The following is an 18691-nucleotide window of genomic DNA, read 5'->3' as shown; positions in this document are numbered from 1 at the left end:
GGCGGTGCCGGCGGGGGACCGGGGGTGGCGGCCGCTCTCCCGCCCCCACCATTCGTTTTCGCGACGGAGTGGCTAGCCAAGCTTACGGAGGAGGACAATCTGACCGCCAGCGACGAGCTCCCTGCTGATGTTGCTTCCGCCAAACAGGTCGCCCTGCATACTGTGGGCCTGTATGTTCACCAGCAGCATGGTCGTGCGGCTGTTGAACAGGGAGGTCACGTCAAGAACCCCGGTGGTCTCCCAGTTGCCGAGGTCGTCGGGCGCAGTGTCCACGGTGCCCACCGGGGTAAAGCTGCGGTTGACTTCCGCGATGCGGACGAGCTGGGCAGTCTGAGGATTCAACTGCCACACCGAAGCCTCGCGGCCGCTGGAACGGCCGAAGACGGCAACACGCGTGGCGCGGTCTTCCTGGACGTAGATCATGCCGTCATCGGCCAAAGCCACGTTATCGGGGCTGCGGAGACCAAAGTCGGCGCCACCGGGGAACTGGCTGTTGCCGCCATCGTCACCGGAGTAGAGGATGCGGGCGTTGGCGGACAGAGTGTTGGCGGCGACGTCAATAAGGTACACAGCGCCCCAATCATCGCCGGGGTAGCTCTCACCGTCCCCGGTTGAAGCCAGGACGATCTGGCGTGAGTTCCGCGGGTTAGTCGCAAGGTCCTCTGGACGGGAAAAGTGGAATGCGCCCACGCCATCGATGCCAAGCGCATCGCTGCCGAAGGCCAGGGCATCCTGCATCTCCTGAGTCACGTAGCCCTGGGCGTCGTAACCGTCAGTGTTCGCCTTGGCGGCGTCAAATATCTCAATCTCCTCAAAGGTTCCCTGGCGGAACTCACCGGTCCTCCCAAACTCATTGGGGGTTTCGTCACCGTTCCGGGTCTTCCAGACGTAGAGGGTGCCCTTGGCCAGGCCGTTGCGGTCCAGGAATGAACCGTCGCCGAGGGCGTTCTTGTCGCCAATGTAGAGCTTCAGGGGAGCGCCTGGGCGGTCGTCACTGATAACCATGCCGATGGACGTAGATGTGCCGGTGTCAATGAAGGTTACGTTCTCAAAAGCGGCGCGCCCAGCCACCGGGACGGCGTAGAGGTCTCCCTCATCGACATCGAGGGCAAAGAGCTGACCGCCCTCGACCTCCTCACCGGTAAAGTAGACGTCATCCACAAGGCCAAAGGACCCGTTGGGAATGTAGGTGGCGGAGCAGAGCAGGCGAAGGGGGCCCGAGTCGACATTGTCGACCGTGCGCACCGTCAGGGGAGCGCCCGCACGGTTAACAATTCGGTCGTACGCCAGTCCGGAAGCCTTCACCCTGTGGGTCTCCTTGTCGATGTCGAAGTAGGAAATTCGAGACCCGGTAAGAGAGAGGTTGTTGCTCAAGGTGTAGGCCACACCCTGTTCTGCCAAGAGCTCATGATTTGTAAGGACCCGGACGGTGGCGCTGTTCAAAGAGAATGCGCCAGTGCCGTCCAAGAATCCCGGCGGCCGGTAATTGTTGACGCGGTCTCCGATGGTGAATACGGTGATGACCTCCCAATCAGGGCTTGGAGCAAGCATGCCCAAGCTGGGGCCTGCAGAAGGTGCGAAACTGGGCTCCGGCAGCGCCGCCAGCGTACGCCAAGCGTCTGAGGGCTCATCGGTGTACTTCCAGGCTATGGCGCCGCCAACGGTGGTGAACTCAATGTCTCTCTCGCTTGCGCTCCCATCGATGCCGGGCGGGCCCTGCTCGCCGCGGGGGCCGGGCGCGCCGGCCACGCCCGGTTCGCCCTGGGGCCCCTGGGGGCCCTGCGGGCCACGAGCCCCCTCCGGGCCGGCAATGCCCTGGAGACCCTGGCCGCCACGCTCTCCGGGCGCACCTTCCTGCCCAGACGGTCCAGGCGGTCCTTGTGCGCCCTCTTCGCCACATGCCCCGGCCGCCAAGGACAAGGCCAACGCCGCAAGCAGCAGGGCTGCCAGCGACTGCATCCTGTTGATCCTACTCAGCAACATAGTTCCTCCTTGAATGCATTGGGTGGAATGGAGGCATGGCAAGCGGATGCAACGCCCACAAGCCGGAAGCACCACCTACTATACGATGTTTGGAGAGTTCATGCAGTAGGCGGAGATTAACCCGAAATCAACTACTGTGTGACCTGGAATATCGAAGTTAATTGAAAAGTTCTTGATGCAATTGTTGCAGAGGGTACGTATAGAAACGCTGTGACTTACCGTCAGAATCGGCGGGAACTCCTTTCTCACCCTGGTTGTCACTGCACTTACTGTTTGGTTGGCCGAGATACTTGGCGCTTGAGGGGCCAAGCAATTGCGCCATTCGGCTTTACTCCAGTCATTATCAATGACTTCACGCAGCTCCAGAGCGTGTCCGCCTTAACTGAGGCCGGCATCAGCTACGGGTTGCCGGACCACGTCTACGACGAACAATCACGGGGTTGGCGACAGGGGCGGGAGCGCCGTTGCCGAAATGGCACGCGGTCTCAGTTTTGCCCCCTTGGATACTGCTTTCCTTGTATCCAAGTGTTGAATCCCGTAGAGTAGCGTATATGAAGGGGGCCGCTTTCCCTCACGGCTTCGTGTGGCCGCCCAACTACAGAGGAGGCATCAGATGACCGACCGCCTGTTGGACAGAATAGAGGGCCCAGCCGACCTCAAGCAGCTGTCGCAAGCGGAGATGGAGCAGCTTGCCCAAGAAGCGCGAGACACTATCGTCGAGGTCATCACGGAGCGTGGCGGTCACCTGGCTTCCAACCTCGGCGTAGTAGAGCTCACGCTGGCGATCCACAAGGTATTCGAGAGCCCCACGGACCGCATCGTCTGGGACACCACCAACCAGCTTTACACGCACAAGCTGGTGACCGGCCGGCGTGACGAGTTCAAGGACATCAGACTTGCGGGCGGCATATCGGGCTTCGGCGAGCCCACGGAGAGCCCGCACGACGTCCTGGTAGCCGGGCACGCGGGCACCGGCCTTTCTGTGGCCCACGGCATTGCCGAGAGCGTCGCGAACCGGGGAACCGAGGCGTGGACGGTGTGCGTCGTTGGGGACGGCGCGCTGACGTCCGGATCGAGCCTCGAAGCGCTGAACAACCTTGTCCACCGCAGCCCGGAGCGGCTCATCATCGTGTTGAACGACAATGGAATGTCGATCTCTGAGAACATCGGCTTCCTCACCAATTGGCGAAGAAAGCTCATCAGCCACCCGGAGTACCAGGCGATGATCGGCCGGATGCGGGCCCTGTCGAGGCGGGTGCCCAGCGGGGAGGCGATCTACCGGCTCGTGAAGCGCATGGGCGGCGGCATAGAGGGCTTCATCCTGCCAACGGTCATGTGGACGGAGATGGGCTTCCATTATCTGGGACCCGTTGACGGACATGACATAAAGCAACTCCAGGAGACGCTGGAGCAGGCTAAGGTCACGTTGGGCCGGGTGCCTTTGGTCCACGTTGTGACACACAAGGGGCATGGCTACAAGCCGGCCGAGGACGACCCTGTGAAGTTCCACCAGCCCAGCTCACCGCTTGGAGCAGGCTCCGGCGCCCCTACCTATTCGGCGGTGTTTGCCAAGACCATCAGCCACATCATGCAGGAAGACCGCGGGGTCGTGGGCATCTCCGCCGCCATGCTGGAAGGCACCGGGCTGGCGGAAGTGCTGCAGGAGTTTCCCGACCGGGTGTTTGACGTGGGAATTGCTGAGCAGCACGCGGTGAGCATGGCTGCCGGCATGGCCGCGGATGGCATGCACCCGTTTGTGTCCATCTATTCCACGTTCATGCAACGCGCCTTTGACCAAGTGGTACACGACGTTTGCTTGCCCAACCTTCCGGTCACGCTCATCGCGGATAGGGCCGGCATTGTGGGGGAGGACGGCAAGACCCATCATGGCGCCTTCGACATATCGTACCTGCGAGTGCTGCCCAACGCCATCGTGGCGGCGCCGATGGACGAAAACGACTTGCAGCACCTGATCTACACGGCCTACCGGCATCCGGGGCCGTTTGCCATTCGCATCGCCCGGGGGTCGGCCGCCGGCGCGGAGCTGGACGCCGAACTGCAGGAGTTGCCAATTGGGAAGGGCATTGTTATGCGCGAGGGGCGCGACGTGACCCTTTTCGTGCTAGGCAAGCCCGGCACGGCGGCGATGCAGGCCGCAGACAGGCTGGCGGAGCACGGAATCGCGTGTGGCGTGGTGAATGCGCTCTTTGTGAAACCCCTTGACGTGGACCTGCTGCTCGACGCTGCCCGCAATACGGGCCGCATCGTGACCATCGAGGAAAACGTCCTGGCTGGGGGATTTGGATCCGCAGTCCTCGAGGCGTTGTCGGACGCGAGGGCGGAGGGGGTGACCGTGCGCCGTATCGGCATGCCGGACTCCTTCGTGGAGCACGGCACGGCAGCCGACCAACGAAGGCAGCTTCAACTGGACACGGACGGCATCGTTCAGATGGTGCTGGAGATGTTTCCCCAGCAGCAGGAAGCCACGGTCTAGACCCTCATCATCGTCGGCTACGGAGCTGCGACCGCACTGACTGTGGCGGGCTAGGCGCCGTCCGCAGCATCGGACTCCACGGCGCCCACCACCTCTTCATCATCGTCGTCATCGAGGTCATCCTCTGCTGCCACGGGTTCTTCGGCAGTCTCGGTGGCGCGGGCCGCGTTCACCAAAGGCAAATGTATGGTCATCTCCGTACCCTCGCCCGGCGTGCTCATAACATCGATTGAGCCGCCATGCTCCCGGATGATGTCGTTGGAGATTGCCAGGCCCAGTCCTGTACCCTGTCCCGTGGGCTTTGTGGTGAAGAACGGATTGAAGATCCTCTCGACAACATCCGGGGGCATGCCGTTGGCGTTGTCCCGAACCTTGATGGTGATCCGTTCCTCGTCCCTGATTGTTTCGATCCACACCGTTGGCATGTAGTTGCCGCCTGTGCGGAGGATTTCCTTTCTCTTCTCGTCAGTGGCGTAACAGGCGTTGCTGACGATGTTGAGGAAGACGCGGCCAAGGTCCTGCGGGATGGCCTCCAATTGGCCAACGTTGCTATCCAGGGATACCTGCAAGTCCAATTGGAAGTCGGGATCGGTTGCGCGTGCGCTGTGGAACGCCAGCCGGGAGTATTCATCGACGATGTTGTTGACGTCGATGGTCTGCCACTCGGCCGTATCGCGGCCCATCATGAGCATGTCGTGGACGATGCGGTTGGCGCGCGCCGTGTGAGAGCCGATGCGGTCAAGGTTGCTGGACAGGTCGTCGGAGATTTCCTGAATCTCGTCCCGCTTTTTCTGTGGAATGCTGTCGCCCGCTTCGTCGAGCACCTCATGCAGCTCTTCCAGGAGCTCCGTCGAGACTTCGGAGAAATTCTTGACGAAGTTGAGCGGATTGCGGATCTCGTGGGCAACGCCGGCCGTAAGCTCACCGAGCGCAGCCAGCTTCTCACGCATCACAATCTGGTCTTGTGCGCGGTTGAGCTGGGAAAGGGCGCTCTCCAATTCCTCGTTCTTGCCCTGTAGCTCACCTGCCAGCTCTTCAACAAGGTTGAGGCGTTGCACTTCCAGGGCGTGCTGGCGGAAGACCTCCAGCGCGGCGGCCATGTTGGCTACCTCGTCGCGGCCCTTCATCTCGACCTTGGCTTCGAGGTCACCGCTGGCCATTCGGCGCATCCAGGCTGAGAGGGTTGCAAGGCGCCGCAACAGAGAGCGGCCGACGAAGAGCCAGGCGATGAGGATGGCGCCGCCGACGCTGATGCCGCTGATGGAGAGGAGGAGCGCCTGACCAGTGGAGATTGCTTCCTCTGACGCTAGCGTTGCCTCTGCCGCCCGCACGTTGGCGGCGTCTACAAGGCCGTCAACTTGAGACACCAGTGCGACCGAGATGCCCCGATTTTCCGCGGCAAGAAGATCCTGCCTCTCCGCAAGGCGCAGTGATTCACTCAGTGTAATGAACACTCCCTGATCGCCAAGGCCCAACTCCACAAGCTGGTCCAGCAAAGGATCCAGTTCCTCCTGAAGATTACTGTTACCCATGGCTGTCTGAATGCGGAGGATTTCACCGGAGGAGGACTCAAAGCTCTCCTCCAGCGGCTTCAGGAGAGCCGCAGCGGAGATGCTGAAGGCGCTCTCCAACAGGAGCGTCGAGCTGTCGGATTGAGCGTGAAGGTCCGCCAGCAGGCGATAGCGGCCAAGCTGCTCCGTGGAGAAGTGTTCTTCAGGGAGGATCGGTGGGTCCTCAAGTGTCCGGAAGCCCGTCATGGTGAAAAAGATCTGGTCGTCGACTTCAGATACCAGCAGTTCATCCAACTGCTCACGGACATCTGCGAGATCCTGGCGAAGAAACTCAGAGCGAGATTCCAGCTGAAAGTGCATGGCGCGCAGTTCCCGAATGGCGTCGATATTGCCGAGCAGGTTATCGATGTTCGACTCGATGCCGAGGAAGGTGGCGGTGTGCTGCTCCCCGCTCCGCAGCGCCGACAGATCTTCCAGGAGGTTCTGGTGGGACTGCTCAACACTGGAGGCAATGGAGGCCAAGTCCTGGAATGAGTTGGCGCTGGCCAGGCGGGGCGCTGCGTCGGTGAGGGACGCGGTGCTCTGGGCGACCTTGAACGCCGCCGTAAGCTCCGGCACCGTGTCATCGTTCACACGGCTTTGGACCTCGCCGAGGTTGTTGAAGGAGAACCAGCCGACAAGACTGGCGGCGATGGTGAGGGCCACCGCGCTGCCCAGCGCCATATAGAGCTGTGTTGAGATCCTATACCGGAGATTCAGTATTGACCTAAACATGACTCTGCCCCTATTGAACAAATGCGTCGCGCATGTTTGTTACAGGCTGAAACTCGCCGTTCTCGTCAATTCGGGTGATGAATACCCTGTCCGAGCCCTGATTGTCACCCTGGCCGTACTGTACATGGAACCCGCCGAGGTCGATAGGCTCGCCGTCACGGAGTGACTCAAGGAAGCACTCCCGCGTGATGTCTTCACCACAGCGCTTGACTCCCTCGATGGCCAACCTGCCCGCCAGGTATCCCTCGAAGGACACGAAGCCCGGCTCTCTGTTGGGGAAGTACCGTTCGAGGGCACGCAGGTATTCCTGGGTTATGGGAAGGGAGGCGTCCGAGGGGAAGGGCACGACCTGCGTGATGAAGACATCCTCTCCGCCCGATCCCAGACTCTCAGCCAGGGCGTTGCTGCCGACAAAGGACACTGCGATGAACACCGGGTCCATGCCCAGATGCCGGGCCCATTTAATGAGCGCAGCAGCCGGTTGATACGCGCCGATGATGATGACGGCTTGAGGGTCACCCTGACGGATGTCAAGAAGGGCAGCCTTGACCGCGGTGGTAAGCCGCTGGTAAAGGCCGATGGAGGCCAACTCCATATCACGCTTTTCCATGGCGTTGAGGACGCCCTGAAGTCCGGCGCGGCCAAACGAGTCATCCTGGTAGAGAATGGAAATGCGGGTGATGCCCAAGTCCGTAGTCAGCCGCTCCACCATTTCCTCTGTCTCCTGAAAGTAGGAGGAGCGGAGGTTGAGCACATTTTCGAGCTGGGGGTCCCGAAGGAATTCCGCGCCGGTGAAGGGCGCAATGTACGGGACGCCGGCCTCCTGCGCAACGGGGACGGCGGCACGGGATGTCGGCGTGCCGACGGCGCCGATAAGCGCGAATACCTCAAGCTCCTCAATGAGCCTGATCGTGTTGATGACAGCCTTCTCAGGAGTATAGAGGTCATCAAGGTTGGAGAGCTCCATGCGCCGGCCATTGATGCCGCCCTGGTCATTCACCTCATTGAACGCCGCTTGTATTCCGATGCGCATGTTCTGGCCAAGCGCGGCGGCGGAGCCGCTGAAGTCGGCGCTCTGTCCAAAGTGGATGCGATTCGGCGCGACGCCGGGGACGCCCGCATTCACAGGCTCTGCTGTCGGAGTAAGGGTGACGACGTTATCCGGGGTTTGGGTGCCGCCTCCTTCCGCGTTCTCTCCGCCCAAGAAGGGGATAAAGTCGCAGGAACCCGACACGATGGCGAAGAGAGCGGCGGCAATCAAGAGAGCCTTGGCCAATCCGCTCCGAACTGTGGGGCGCATGGCCGTCTGTTCTCCAGACATCCGATCTACTTCTCCCTATTGGCGATCAAGGTGAGGTAGTTGCGGTCTCCCTCTCTGCGGTACTGCATGTCATCCATCATGTTTCGGACAAGATAGACGCCCAGGCCACCGATAGGACGCTCGGCCATGGGGGCATTCACGTCGGGCACGGGGGCTTCATTCAGCGGATCGAATGGCTTCCCGCTGTCCGCGATTTCGATGGTAAGCCGGTGGTCCTCTGAGATGAGGGTGATGTCAATCTCATGGTCACCGCTCTCGAACCCGTAGTCCATGATGTTGATGACCAACTCTTCCAAGGCCAGGTTGACCTTATAGGAAAGTTCTGCAGCCCAGCCTTCGCGCTCCGCAAGGGTCTCCACCTCGGCTGTGATGTGACCGATCTCATCGCGGTTGGTGCGGACCTTCAGTGCGAGGGTTTCGCTCAAGTGTTAGCCCCCTTGCGGTGGAGGACCAAGCAGGTGATGTCGTCGGACTGGGCCGCGCCTGCCACAAATTCTGCCACCGCGGCAAACGTGACGTCGTTGGCTTCAGTCGCTGACTTGGGTGGACGGCCGGCAAAGATTTCGAGGAGCCGGTCATTGCCAAACTCTTCATGGTCTCGATTCATGGCCTCGTTGACGCCGTCGGTATACAGGACCACGGTATCGCCGGGGCTGAGCACAATGGAGTCCTGCTGGAATTCCATGTCCGGAACGATGGCCAACGCCAGCCCGGCGGTCAGGGGCAAAAGGGAGCGTTCTCCGTTTGCCTTGATGAGCAGGGGAGCATTGTGACCGCCGTTGGCGTAAGTGAACCTTCCCGTGTAGGCATCGTATACCGCGTAGAAAACGGTGACGAACATGGCGGCATCGTTGTCCTGGGTGAGGAGGTCATTCACTTCCTTCAGCACTTCCGCAGGCTCCGGGTGGCCAATGGCGGAACCCTTGAGCAGGGTACGGCTGGACATCATGAAGAGCGCGGCGGGCACGCCCTTGCCGGAGACGTCCGCAATGGCGACGCCGACGCGTTCATGGTCCAGCTGGACGACGTCGAAGAAGTCGCCGCCGACGCTGCGTGCAGGCTCCATGCTTCCGTAAATCTCAAAATCGTCGCCCTTGGGGAATGCGGTGGGGAGGATGGACTGCTGCATATTGCGCGCGACATCCAACTCATTCTGGAGGGCTACCAGCTTGTCGCGGGAGGAGAGGGCCTCGCGCCACTGGGCAATGTGCCCAAGAGTACGATCGATGGTGACCTCCAGGTCCTCGAAGTCGATGGGCTTGGTGACAAAGTCAAAGGCTCCGCGGTTCATGGCTGTGCGGATGTTCTTCATGTCGCCGTAGGCGGAAATAATGACGGCGCGAATGTCCGGGTCCACGTTGGGAATCTGCTGCAGCAGCGTCAGGCCGTCCATTTGCGGCATGTTGATGTCGGAAACCACCATGTCGATGGTGCCGTCATTCTGGAGCCGCTCAAGGGCCTCGACGCCATTCTGCGCGAACACGAACGAATACCTGCCCGAGCGAATGCGCCGCCGCATGCGCTGGAGCACCAGCGGCTCAACGTCGGGCTCGTCGTCTACCACGAGGATTTTATAGGTGCGTTCGTTCTCCGCAGGTTGTTCCATGCGTATTTCACTCCCTGGCAGGGCTACTAGAAGCGTATCCGGCATTGACGCCTACAGGGACTTCCCTGGATGGCCGGGCCAGTCACGGTACGACTGAGAGTTGCCCTAGCCACCAAGCGCCGAAAGGGCGTCTGCCCGAGCGGCGTGGATGGGGATAATCTTGTCGAAGCCGCTGAGGGCGAACACCTCGCTGATGGGGCCGGTCAACCCGCAGACGCCAAACTTGCCGGACCGACCCTGCATCTGCCGGGAGATCAGCAGGATTACACGGAGACCGGCGCTGCTGATGTAGGCGAGGTTTTCCAAGTCCATGACAAGGGCAGCGGCGCCGTCACCCAAAAGTGTTTCTATGGCGCTCTGAAAGTCCTGGGCGTTGCTGCCGTCGACACGGCCGGCGACGCTGGCTAGCAAAACACCATTGCTGGTCTCACCGCTGACGGTGAGGTTCTTGGAGTCGGCAACTGTCCTGGCTTCACTCTGGCGGTCATCTGTGCTCATTGACCCTGCTCCTTCCGGTAGGCTCAAGTGTGGAAGACCGTCCTGGCCGAAGTCCCGGTTCCGCTCCCTGCGAGGGCGCTCGCCTGCGGCGGCGAGCCTTACCCTACCGGGAACGGATTGGCCAAAGACTGACCCACCCCGAACGTAAGGTATGCAGATTGTAGCCAAGATGCGGCGTTGGGTCTAGTGCCTTTTCCGCAACTTGGGAATATAGAGGAGGGCTGGAAGGAAGTTCTGCGGTATTGCAGCCTAACCTGGGACCTCCGCTTTGGCTGCCGGCACATTGGGGCAGATGGCTATGATCCGGGTAAAGCCGCTGATCTCAAAGATGGTTGTGATGTTGGGCAGGACGGTGCAAAGGGCCACTTTGTATGATCCCTCTGAGAGACTCCGCCGAAGGCCCAGAGAACGCGGAGCCCGTCACTGGCGATGCAGGTGAGACCCTTCGTGTCGAGGAGGAACAATTGGCGCCCGCCGAGTGGCAGCGACTCAAGCGTTTGCCGGAAGATGGGAATGTTCTGGCCGTCCGGGCGTCCAGCTATATGAGCGAAGAGCACCCCATCCTGCGTCTCCGCGAGCACCGACAAGGAGGAGGTTGTTACAATCGATTGGGGGGCGGGTTCACCTGATTTCGCCATTGCCCCTCTCTTTCCGAGGACGCCTTGGTCATGCGGGCGCCGCCACCGCGAGGACCGGGGCGAGGGTCCGGAGACCGCGGAGACCGCGTTGTGACAGCGCCCGGCGGCGCGCGCGTTGATTCTATAGCTCCCTCCACGCCGCCAGTCCGGCGACAAGGTGACAGGCAAGGCAAAAATAGTGGTATTGAGCATCTTGACAAGATTATTGAGATAAAGTATCATCATAGCGTCTTGCCCGTCGGCCATATCTAAGCGGAACTCGGATAACATGAAATTGATACAAACGGCGGGTCAATTGAGAAAAAATTGATATAGAGTATCAATATGACAGAAAAAGCAGTTCGATCCAACTTCATGGCGATCCTTGAGGACAACGGATACCGCCTTACGCTTCCGCGCCGGGAGATCATTGGCGCGCTGGAGGCCAAACAGGAGGGTTTCACCGCCGAGGAGATTGTGACGGAGCTGCCGGGACTGGGCAGGGCCACAATCTACCGCACGCTGAAACTCCTCCAGGACGTCGGGGCCATTTGCCGGCTGAATATGATGAATGGCGCACCGCGGTACAGCCCCTCCCGGGTGGAACACCATCACCACACGGTCTGCATCCGCTGCGGCATGGTCTCAGAGTTCCGCGCCGCCACGCTGGAACGGTTCCTTCGAGCGCTGAGCGCGGAGATTCCAGGGGTCATTGTCGGGCATCGCATCGATCTGTACGTCACCTGCCCGACGTGCCTCCAGGACGAACACATGAAGCCGCCCGTCCATCTGCACGGGCACGGGCATGCGCACACGCACGACCACGATGACGCCTACGCTGAGTTAGTGGGTTCCTAGCCAATAGCGCACAAATACTGGGAGAAGGTGATATGGACATGCGAGGAATGCACAAGGTTCGGGTCATGGGATGGATTGCGGCGTTGCTAATGGGGCTGCTGCTGGCCGCTGCCTTTGCGGGATGTTCCGGCGGGGCCGCCGCCCAGCCCAAGTTGAGCGTAGTCACCACCAACAACATCGTCGCGGACTGGGTGCGCAACATCGGCGGGGAGAACGTGGAGGTCTTCAGTCTCCTGCCAGTCGGCGCTGACCCACACACCTTCCAGCCAGGCGCCCGGGACGTTACCCAGATAGCTGACGCTGAGCTGGTCCTGAGCATCGGACTGGGTCTGGAGGGAGCGTGGCTGCAGGAGTTGCTGCACAACGCCACAAGGGACCCCGCGACGGTCATCGAGCTTGGCGAGGGTATCGACCCCATTGAGTTTGCGGCCACCCACGCGGACGAGGTGGAACTGCTCGAAGAGCTGAGCCATATCGTCCATGAGGTTGAAGAAGGCGAGATCACAGCCGTGGAAGGCCTGGTAGAGATTGGCGAGCTGATGGAAAGCATGGCAATGGAGGAGGAAGAAGAGCTGCCGGCCATGGTGGTTGAGCTGCTGCTGCAAGCCCAGGCTGGAACGCTTACCCCTGAAGAGGTCATCGAGGAAATCGAGCATTTCACCGAGGAAGGCGAGGGAGAGCACGAGGGGCATGGCCATGGGCTTGAAGACCCCCACTTCTGGTTCGATCCTATCCGAGTCCAGAGCGCGGTGAATGACATAGCGGGACGTCTTGGGGCCCTCGACCCCGACCGCGCTGACACCTACCTGCTCAACGCAGACGCGTACAACCGGCAGCTGTTGGAGCTGGACCAATGGACCACGGGCCGAGTGAGCGAGGTGCCGGAGGCGCGCCGCCTGCTGGTTACCTCTCACGACAGCTTCGGCTACTTCGCCATACGGTACGGCTTCGAGGTCGTGGGCGTCGTGCTGAGCACAACGACTGACGTCGAGCCGTCTCCTGCAGACCTGGCAGAGCTGACACATGATGTTGAAGAGTACGAAGTCCCGGCGATATTCGGTGAGACGACGGTCACCGAGCGGCTGGCGCAGGCCGTCGCAGAAGAATCCGGAGCAGAGCTTGTCCGCCTATACTCAGGCTCGCTGGGCACCCCCGGCAGCGACGCGGGCACCTACATAACCATGGTGCGGACCAACGTAGACCGCATAGTCGCGGCATTGCGGTAGGATCCGAAGCGAGGGGTAGGGATGGCAACTTCAATTGCTACGCGTCCGGAACTGAGCGTCGCCCACGTAACGGTGGAACGGAGCGCCTTCCGAGCCCTTTCAGACGTTACCTTCAACGTCCGAGGGGGCGCCCTTGTGGGGATCCTTGGGCCGAACGGCGCAGGCAAAAGCACGCTGTTTGACGTCATCGCCGGCGTCTTGCCCGCCACGAAGGGCAAAGTGGACTTCCACGGCGCGTTGGCCTATGTCCCTCAGAAGGACAGCATCAACTGGCGGTTTCCGGCAACCGTCATGGACGTCGTCATGCTGGGGCGGAGCGGCGGGAACCCGCTCCGCCGCCCGGGGCGCCAGGACCGCGAATTGGTGCGAAACAGCCTCGATCGCGTAGGACTTTGGGACCGGCGCTCATCCCTGATGACCGAACTCTCCGGCGGGCAACGCCAACGGGTATTCATCGCCCGGGCGCTGGCGCAAGAAGCCAATATTGTCCTGTTGGACGAGGCATTCAGCGGCGTCGACGTTGGGGCGCAGCAAGAAATCGTGGATGTGCTGCGCTCCCTTCGGGACGACGGCTGTATCATCATGCTGGCCACCCATGACCTGTCCAATCTCGCCGAGCGCTTTGACATGGTCCTGTGCCTCCACCGTCACGTTTGCGCATGGGGCCCGCCGGTGGAGGCCTTCACCCCGGAGGTGCTGCAAGAGCTCTACGGGTCGCACGGGATGGACTTCACACAAGGCCACTGGCACGGGCGAGGCATGTGGCATGGCCACTCTCACAACATGGCCGAGGCAGAGACGAACGGCCCTGCATGATAGACATATTATTCGACCCCTTCCAATACAGCTTCATGGTTCGGGCGCTCATCGTGTCATTGCTCGTGGGCATCATGTGCCCGGCGTTGGGCGCCTACGTCATCACCCGGGGGCGAGCCTTCATGGGGGATGCCCTGGCGCACTCGGTCCTGCCGGCGATGGTGCTGGCCTTTCTGCTGGGGTTCAGCCCGTTTATTGCCGCTGTACCCGCGGCTGTCCTCCTCGCAGTCATAATGGGAGGGGTCGCCCGCCGCACCGGCATCAGCGAGGACACGTCTATTGGCATAATCTTCGCGGGAATGTTTGCACTGGGCCTCGTCATGATGTCTCGCGCGACTGGCATAACGGTCAACATTGAGGACTTGCTGTTGGGTCAGGTCCTTGGCGTTTCCTCGACTGAAGTTGTGGTTTCGCTGGGGTTGGCTGCCCTGGTGGTGGTTGGGCTCTATGTGTACCACTGGCAACTGGTGTACACAACTTTTGACCCAATAGGGGCCAAGGTCATCGGCATCAAGACGGGAGTGGTGGAGTACATTCTCCTGGGTCTGTTGGCGCTGGTGATCGTCATCGGCATTCAGGCGGCGGGCATTGTGCTGGTCATGGCGATGCTCATCACTCCAGCTGCGACGGCCTACCTGATCGCCCGGCGGTTTGTGGGCGTCATGCTGTGGGGCGCGGCGATTGGCGGGACTTCGGCAGTGGCGGGACTCTACCTCTCGTATTACGCTGACTTGCCGTCCGGGCCCGCAATGGCGCTGGTGGCTACAGCCTTTTTTGCCGGTGTGGCCTTTGGCAGGCACTTCTTGCGACGCCGGATAGAGGAAGAAGAGGGGTAAGGCGCCCTCTCTACGAGGACTCCTCTGCGACGACGGCCGTGCCGTACGCCAGCAGCTCCGCGGCGCCGGCAATGACCGTCGATGTGGTGTAGCGCACACCCAGGATGGTGTTCGCGCCAAGCTTCTCCGCTTCGTCGACCATGCGCTGCGTGGCCTGGGCGCGGGACTCGGTCATCAGCCGTGTGTACTCCGTGATCTCCCCGCCAACGAGGGTGCGAAGGCCAGCCATGATGTCGCGGCCGACGTTACGCGCCCGAATGGTGTTCCCCTGGACCAGTCCCTTCACTTCCTTGACGGTCATGCCGGGCAGTTCGCTGGTAGTGGCCATGATCATTTGCTCGACTCCTTGGTGGACGGTTGGACGCATTGTGTCCGTCTGGCGGACCTGAGGCAAGGGACCTTCCGGCGGAACGAGGGATTGGCCGGCGGCGCTCATTTCATGAGGCGGGGAGCGCCCGAACGTACGCAGGTGTCCGTTGCTAGTCCTCCAGCAGCTTCTGGAGCTTTTCCTGAGCCTCCTGAATGAACCTTGGCCTGCTCCGCGATCTTCTGGTATTTGAGAAATCTCATTATGGCTGGATCTTGGGAGAGTGGTGTGGTTGTCAGGCTCAACCATCACAACCCTTGTTAATACGGTTGACAATCGCTGTCATCCGCAATTACGCCCTAGGAAATAACAGAGCGTAAAAAGAGCGTTAAATGTGAATGAAAAAACTGCTCTGTGCCGGGCAAGTAGAGTCAGGGCCACCGGGTTGCTTAATGCTTGTATTACGGGCGGCAGACAGCAGGGAATTCTTGGAAACTGGAGAACAGGCGAGCCTGTGTCATTCCAGGCCCGCCTGTTGGGTGTGAACTGGGGAAAGGGTTCCCGGACTAGTTGTCCCGAGGGCCGTCGCCGGAGGCGTCACTCTCAGGGTACAACTGGTGGCGGACGCGTTCCGCCAAGTGCTCCACCTGCTCGCGGATTCCGCGCGTGCGCTCGTTGATCTCATCGCGCATCTCTTGGCCGGATCGTGGCGCCGCCAGGACACCAGCGACGAATCCAATAGCCGCTCCCAGGATGAATGCATTCATGAAATGTCCTCCATTGTCGTTTGCCATAACACTTCCTCCATGTATTTGCCCCCTGGTGTTCTGGGCTATCGCCTGAAAGCGGAGCGGACAAGTGCGCTGATCGCCTTGCCGAATCCCGCTGCGGCGATGCCGAAGAGGGGATTTTTACCTGCGAACGAGTCCCTAAAGGCCTGTCCGCTTTCCGAGAGATTGTGGGCGGCATTGCGGGCGGCGGACAGGGTGGCGTTCAGTCTCTTGTAGACCAGAATTGCGATGATTACCATCACCAACGACCAGAACACCAATGCGCCGCCGGCAAGAATGATGAAGATGTCCCGTATGAATTCGACGAGCGTACTATCTCCCACGTTTCCCTCAGTCCTAGTCTTTTACCCAGCATATCATGGCGTCGTCACAGGTACAACACCGGATATGACGACGATACTGTCTAACACGTAATGGTGTTGCTCATTAGTCGCGTTAATTTCTCCTGCATACGGGCCCATCGGTAACAAAATGCCTTGACGTGGAGGGCGTCCTGGGACACAATTTGTGCTGAATTCCGCAAGAGCATCTATTTCCTTTGGGAGCCGTGTCGGACGGACATAGGAATGACGGCACGGCTTACGGTGAAACAGCTGCATTCCGGCGCCGAAGCACTCTGGTTTCCGGCTAGAGGGAGGAGAGGTAGGATGACGAACCAGAACGACGGCAACACTCCAGAGGAGTTGGATCAGGAAGAAGAGAAGAAACCCAACATATTCGAGCGAGTGGAGAGCCACATCCAGTCGCGCACCTTACAGGGCTTTGTGGCGCTTATCCCCCTCCTTGTGACGGTGATACTGCTGGCGTTCCTGATTGGAAAGGCGGACGGCTACATTCGCTCCCTGCCCTTTGTCATGAACCGGGCATGGGACTTTCCCGGCTTCGGGCTCATCACGCTCATTGTCATCTTCTATTTCATCGGGTGGATGGACTCCACGCGTATCGGCGGCAAGATCCTGGTATTCAAGGATGAGGTGTTGAGCCGTGTTCCCATGGTCAAGACGTTCTACAAGATTACCCAGCAGGGCATCACCTCTCTCACCTCGTCGGCCACGTTTACCCGGGTGGTGTTTGTGGAGTGGCCCAGGGAGGGCATGGTGGCTCTAGGGTTTGTCACCGGCCGAGTCTTCACCCCCGACCGGTCCCAGTCACTAGCAGTGGTGTACATCCCGACTGTACCCAACCCCACATCCGGCAACATGGCATTCATCCACGAGGACGACGTGATGGAGACCGACATCAGCGTTGACGCCGCAATGCGACTGGTGTTCTCCGGCGGCATCGTGCTCCCCGAGAAGATGGTGTTGGCCCGTGCGCCGCAGGAGCGGGTCACGGAGGGCTCGATGCTGGTGGGTGAGTACCAGGCGCCAGCCCGCCGGGCGTAGGCTTGACTGCCGCGCTGACCGTGACACGCAGTGCTTTCAGCAGCTCTGCATGTCCCCAAAGTACGGAGCGGAGCGCCGACCTGATACGCTGTTCTGATTTCATACGCATGGTCTCTTTTTCACACTCGCTGGAGGAAGCCTTCATGGAACAGCAACGAGTTCCCACAAACGACAGTCCTCCCACCGCAAGCCGGCCCGTGATGCCTGAGTCATATGGATTGGCGTCACCGGAGGAGGGTGAGATCCTTCCGTGGGCGTGGGCCGAGGAGCGGCTGACGGCGTCGCGAAACTACTGGGTGGTCACCGCCCGACCGGACGGCAGACCACATGCGATGCCGGTTTGGGGTGTGTGGTTCGACGGCGCCTTTCACTTCGGGACCGGGGCCAATTCACGCAAGGGACGCAACATCTCGGCGGACCCAAGGGCGACTGTGCATCTGGAGAGCGGTGACGAGGTGGTGGTGCTTGAGGGAGTCATGACCGAGGTTACGGGCGACGCCGAGGCTATTCGCCGATTTGAGGAAACCTTCAATCCCAAGTATGGCTTCAAACCCGGTTCCGAGGAAATGGATCTGGTCAACATGGGCGCTGTGATGTACCGCATGGCGCCGCGGGTGGCGTTCGGGTGGACGGAGGCGAACTTCCCGCAGAACGCGACGCGGTGGGTGTTCGAGGAGGCGGAGTCAGAGTAGCCGAGCCACTTGACAGGCAGTTCTCAACATACTGCTGACAGCCAAAGAAGAGGGGTCCCGCGATTTTGGGGACCCCTCTTCTTTACATTCCAGGACTAGCGGTTAGTGGTCTACGCCCTGCCGGCCAGCTCCAGCGCTCTGTTGAGGCCGTTGTAGGAGCGCTCCGCTCCGACCATGAGGTAGCGGTAGCCGTCCTCGATGACGTGGTCGATGTTGTCCAGGCCCACGTGCGGGTGGCCTACGGGCACGTTGTGCTCCTTGCAGATCGCCCGGATCTCTGCCATGGCCTCCACCACGATGGGGTGGTAGTAGTCACGCGGGTGGCCCAAGTTCTGCGACAGATCGCCCTCGCCGATGAGGACCACGCCGATGCCGGGGACTTCCTTCAGCATGTCCGGCAGGTTCTCAATGGCCTTGACCTCTTCACACATGATGATGCAGAGGATCTCGCCCTCCGGGTTGAGGGGCCAGACGTCGGCCTTCTTGTAGTACTCCTGCTGGGAAAGGCCCCAGTAGCGGGCGGCGTTGCCGGGGGCGTCGCCGCGCTGGCCCTCGGGCTCGAAGTACTCGGCATCGCGCGGGCGGGGGTAGCGGCAGGCGGAAACGGCGTTGTAGGCCTCTTCAACCGTGCTCACGTGCGGCCACACGATTCCGTAGTAGCCGATGTCCAGTACCTGCTTGGCCAGCCACTGGTTCATCTCGCCGCCGTTGGGGGGGATGCGGACCGTGGGGGTCACTGCCGGCGCCAAGGTGCCGCCGTCCAGGATCTGCTTGCGGTTCAGCATGTACTGCAGACAGTGGCGCAGCACCCCGATGTCGTACGGGTTGTGCTCGGACTCATACACGACCCCGTCGTACTTGGCCGAACTGACCGAGATTGCGTTGTCGATGCTGGGGCCTGCAAACGTCGTGATGGCGGGCTTCCCCTCTTCCAAGGCCTTGATGATGTTGTTCAGCCGTTGTCCTGCCATGACTC

General features: G+C 60.8%; 17 protein-coding genes. 7 read left to right on the top strand and 10 right to left on the bottom strand.

Features of this window, described 5'->3' with window-relative positions:
• Positions 1–72: 72 nt before the first annotated feature.
• Positions 73–1983: a DUF839 domain-containing protein gene (locus OXC99_03840; protein ID MCY4624120.1), complete on the bottom strand. Its 1911-nt coding sequence runs from the start codon at positions 1981–1983 to the stop codon at positions 73–75.
• A gap of 613 nt (positions 1984–2596) precedes the next feature.
• Between OXC99_03840 and dxs the strand changes: the two genes are divergently transcribed.
• Complete coding sequence (dxs, locus tag OXC99_03835) at positions 2597–4477, top strand: 1-deoxy-D-xylulose-5-phosphate synthase (protein ID MCY4624119.1); 1881 nt, start codon at positions 2597–2599, stop codon at positions 4475–4477.
• A 50-nt stretch (positions 4478–4527) separates the two neighbouring features.
• Here dxs and OXC99_03830 read toward each other — a convergent pair whose 3' ends face one another.
• The 5 genes from OXC99_03830 to OXC99_03810 form a co-directional block, all read right to left on the bottom strand.
• On the bottom strand, positions 4528–6711 hold the full coding sequence (locus OXC99_03830; protein ID MCY4624118.1) for an ATP-binding protein: 2184 nt from the start codon (positions 6709–6711) through the stop codon (positions 4528–4530).
• A gap of 61 nt (positions 6712–6772) precedes the next feature.
• Entirely contained in the window at positions 6773–8083 is a 1311-nt protein-coding gene (locus OXC99_03825) for an ABC transporter substrate-binding protein (protein MCY4624117.1), read from the bottom strand.
• A gap of 5 nt (positions 8084–8088) precedes the next feature.
• Positions 8089–8508 carry an ATP-binding protein gene (locus OXC99_03820; GenBank protein ID MCY4624116.1) on the bottom strand — a complete coding sequence of 140 codons (420 nt, stop codon included), beginning with the start codon at positions 8506–8508 and terminating at the stop codon, positions 8089–8091.
• Complete coding sequence (locus OXC99_03815) at positions 8505–9689, bottom strand: SpoIIE family protein phosphatase (GenBank protein ID MCY4624115.1); 1185 nt, start codon at positions 9687–9689, stop codon at positions 8505–8507. Before OXC99_03815 ends, OXC99_03820 begins: the two co-directional genes overlap by 4 nt.
• 105 nt (positions 9690–9794) lie before the next feature.
• Complete coding sequence (locus tag OXC99_03810) at positions 9795–10187, bottom strand: STAS domain-containing protein (protein MCY4624114.1); 393 nt, start codon at positions 10185–10187, stop codon at positions 9795–9797.
• Positions 10188–11149: 962 nt separating this feature from the next.
• On the opposite strand from OXC99_03810, the gene OXC99_03805 reads away from it, so the two are divergent.
• Genes OXC99_03805 through OXC99_03790 form a run of 4 tightly spaced genes read left to right on the top strand, consistent with a single transcriptional unit; the run spans position 11150 to position 14540 of the window.
• Positions 11150–11662, top strand: coding sequence for a Fur family transcriptional regulator (locus OXC99_03805; GenBank protein ID MCY4624113.1), 513 nt, complete (start codon positions 11150–11152; stop codon positions 11660–11662).
• Between the two features lie 32 nt (positions 11663–11694).
• Entirely contained in the window at positions 11695–12888 is a 1194-nt protein-coding gene (locus OXC99_03800) for a metal ABC transporter substrate-binding protein (GenBank protein ID MCY4624112.1), read from the top strand.
• 21 nt (positions 12889–12909) lie between these two features.
• Positions 12910–13704 (top strand): metal ABC transporter ATP-binding protein, encoded by a 795-nt coding sequence (locus OXC99_03795; GenBank protein MCY4624111.1) that lies wholly within the window; start codon positions 12910–12912, stop codon positions 13702–13704.
• Complete coding sequence (locus OXC99_03790) at positions 13701–14540, top strand: metal ABC transporter permease (protein ID MCY4624110.1); 840 nt, start codon at positions 13701–13703, stop codon at positions 14538–14540. The genes OXC99_03795 and OXC99_03790 overlap by 4 nt, the downstream gene beginning before the upstream one ends.
• 10 nt (positions 14541–14550) lie before the next feature.
• Here OXC99_03790 and OXC99_03785 read toward each other — a convergent pair whose 3' ends face one another.
• The 3 genes from OXC99_03785 to OXC99_03775 form a co-directional block, all read right to left on the bottom strand.
• Entirely contained in the window at positions 14551–14874 is a 324-nt protein-coding gene (locus OXC99_03785; GenBank protein MCY4624109.1) for a YbjQ family protein, read from the bottom strand.
• A 539-nt stretch (positions 14875–15413) separates the two neighbouring features.
• Positions 15414–15614, bottom strand: coding sequence for a YtxH domain-containing protein (locus OXC99_03780; protein ID MCY4624108.1), 201 nt, complete (start codon positions 15612–15614; stop codon positions 15414–15416).
• 65 nt (positions 15615–15679) lie between these two features.
• Positions 15680–15961, bottom strand: a complete 282-nt coding sequence (locus OXC99_03775) for a hypothetical protein (protein MCY4624107.1) — start codon at positions 15959–15961, stop codon at positions 15680–15682.
• A 324-nt stretch (positions 15962–16285) separates the two neighbouring features.
• Between OXC99_03775 and OXC99_03770 the strand changes: the two genes are divergently transcribed.
• Positions 16286–17023: a DUF502 domain-containing protein gene (locus tag OXC99_03770; GenBank protein ID MCY4624106.1), complete on the top strand. Its 738-nt coding sequence runs from the start codon at positions 16286–16288 to the stop codon at positions 17021–17023.
• A 143-nt stretch (positions 17024–17166) separates the two neighbouring features.
• Positions 17167–17715, top strand: a complete 549-nt coding sequence (locus tag OXC99_03765) for a pyridoxamine 5'-phosphate oxidase family protein (protein MCY4624105.1) — start codon at positions 17167–17169, stop codon at positions 17713–17715.
• Between the two features lie 110 nt (positions 17716–17825).
• Here the strand turns inward: OXC99_03765 and OXC99_03760 are convergent, their stop codons facing one another.
• The gene (locus OXC99_03760; protein MCY4624104.1) at positions 17826–18686 is read right to left on the bottom strand and encodes an aldolase/citrate lyase family protein; all 861 of its coding nucleotides are present in this window, start codon (positions 18684–18686) and stop codon (positions 17826–17828) included.
• Positions 18687–18691 lie beyond the last annotated feature (5 nt).

It is taken from the genome of Chloroflexota bacterium (assembly GCA_026713825.1).
In the GTDB taxonomy this organism is placed as follows: Bacteria; Chloroflexota; Dehalococcoidia; order Lucifugimonadales; family UBA1127; genus UBA1127.
Note: the sequence above shows the minus strand (reverse complement) of the source record. Positions and strands in the feature narration are given on the sequence as shown.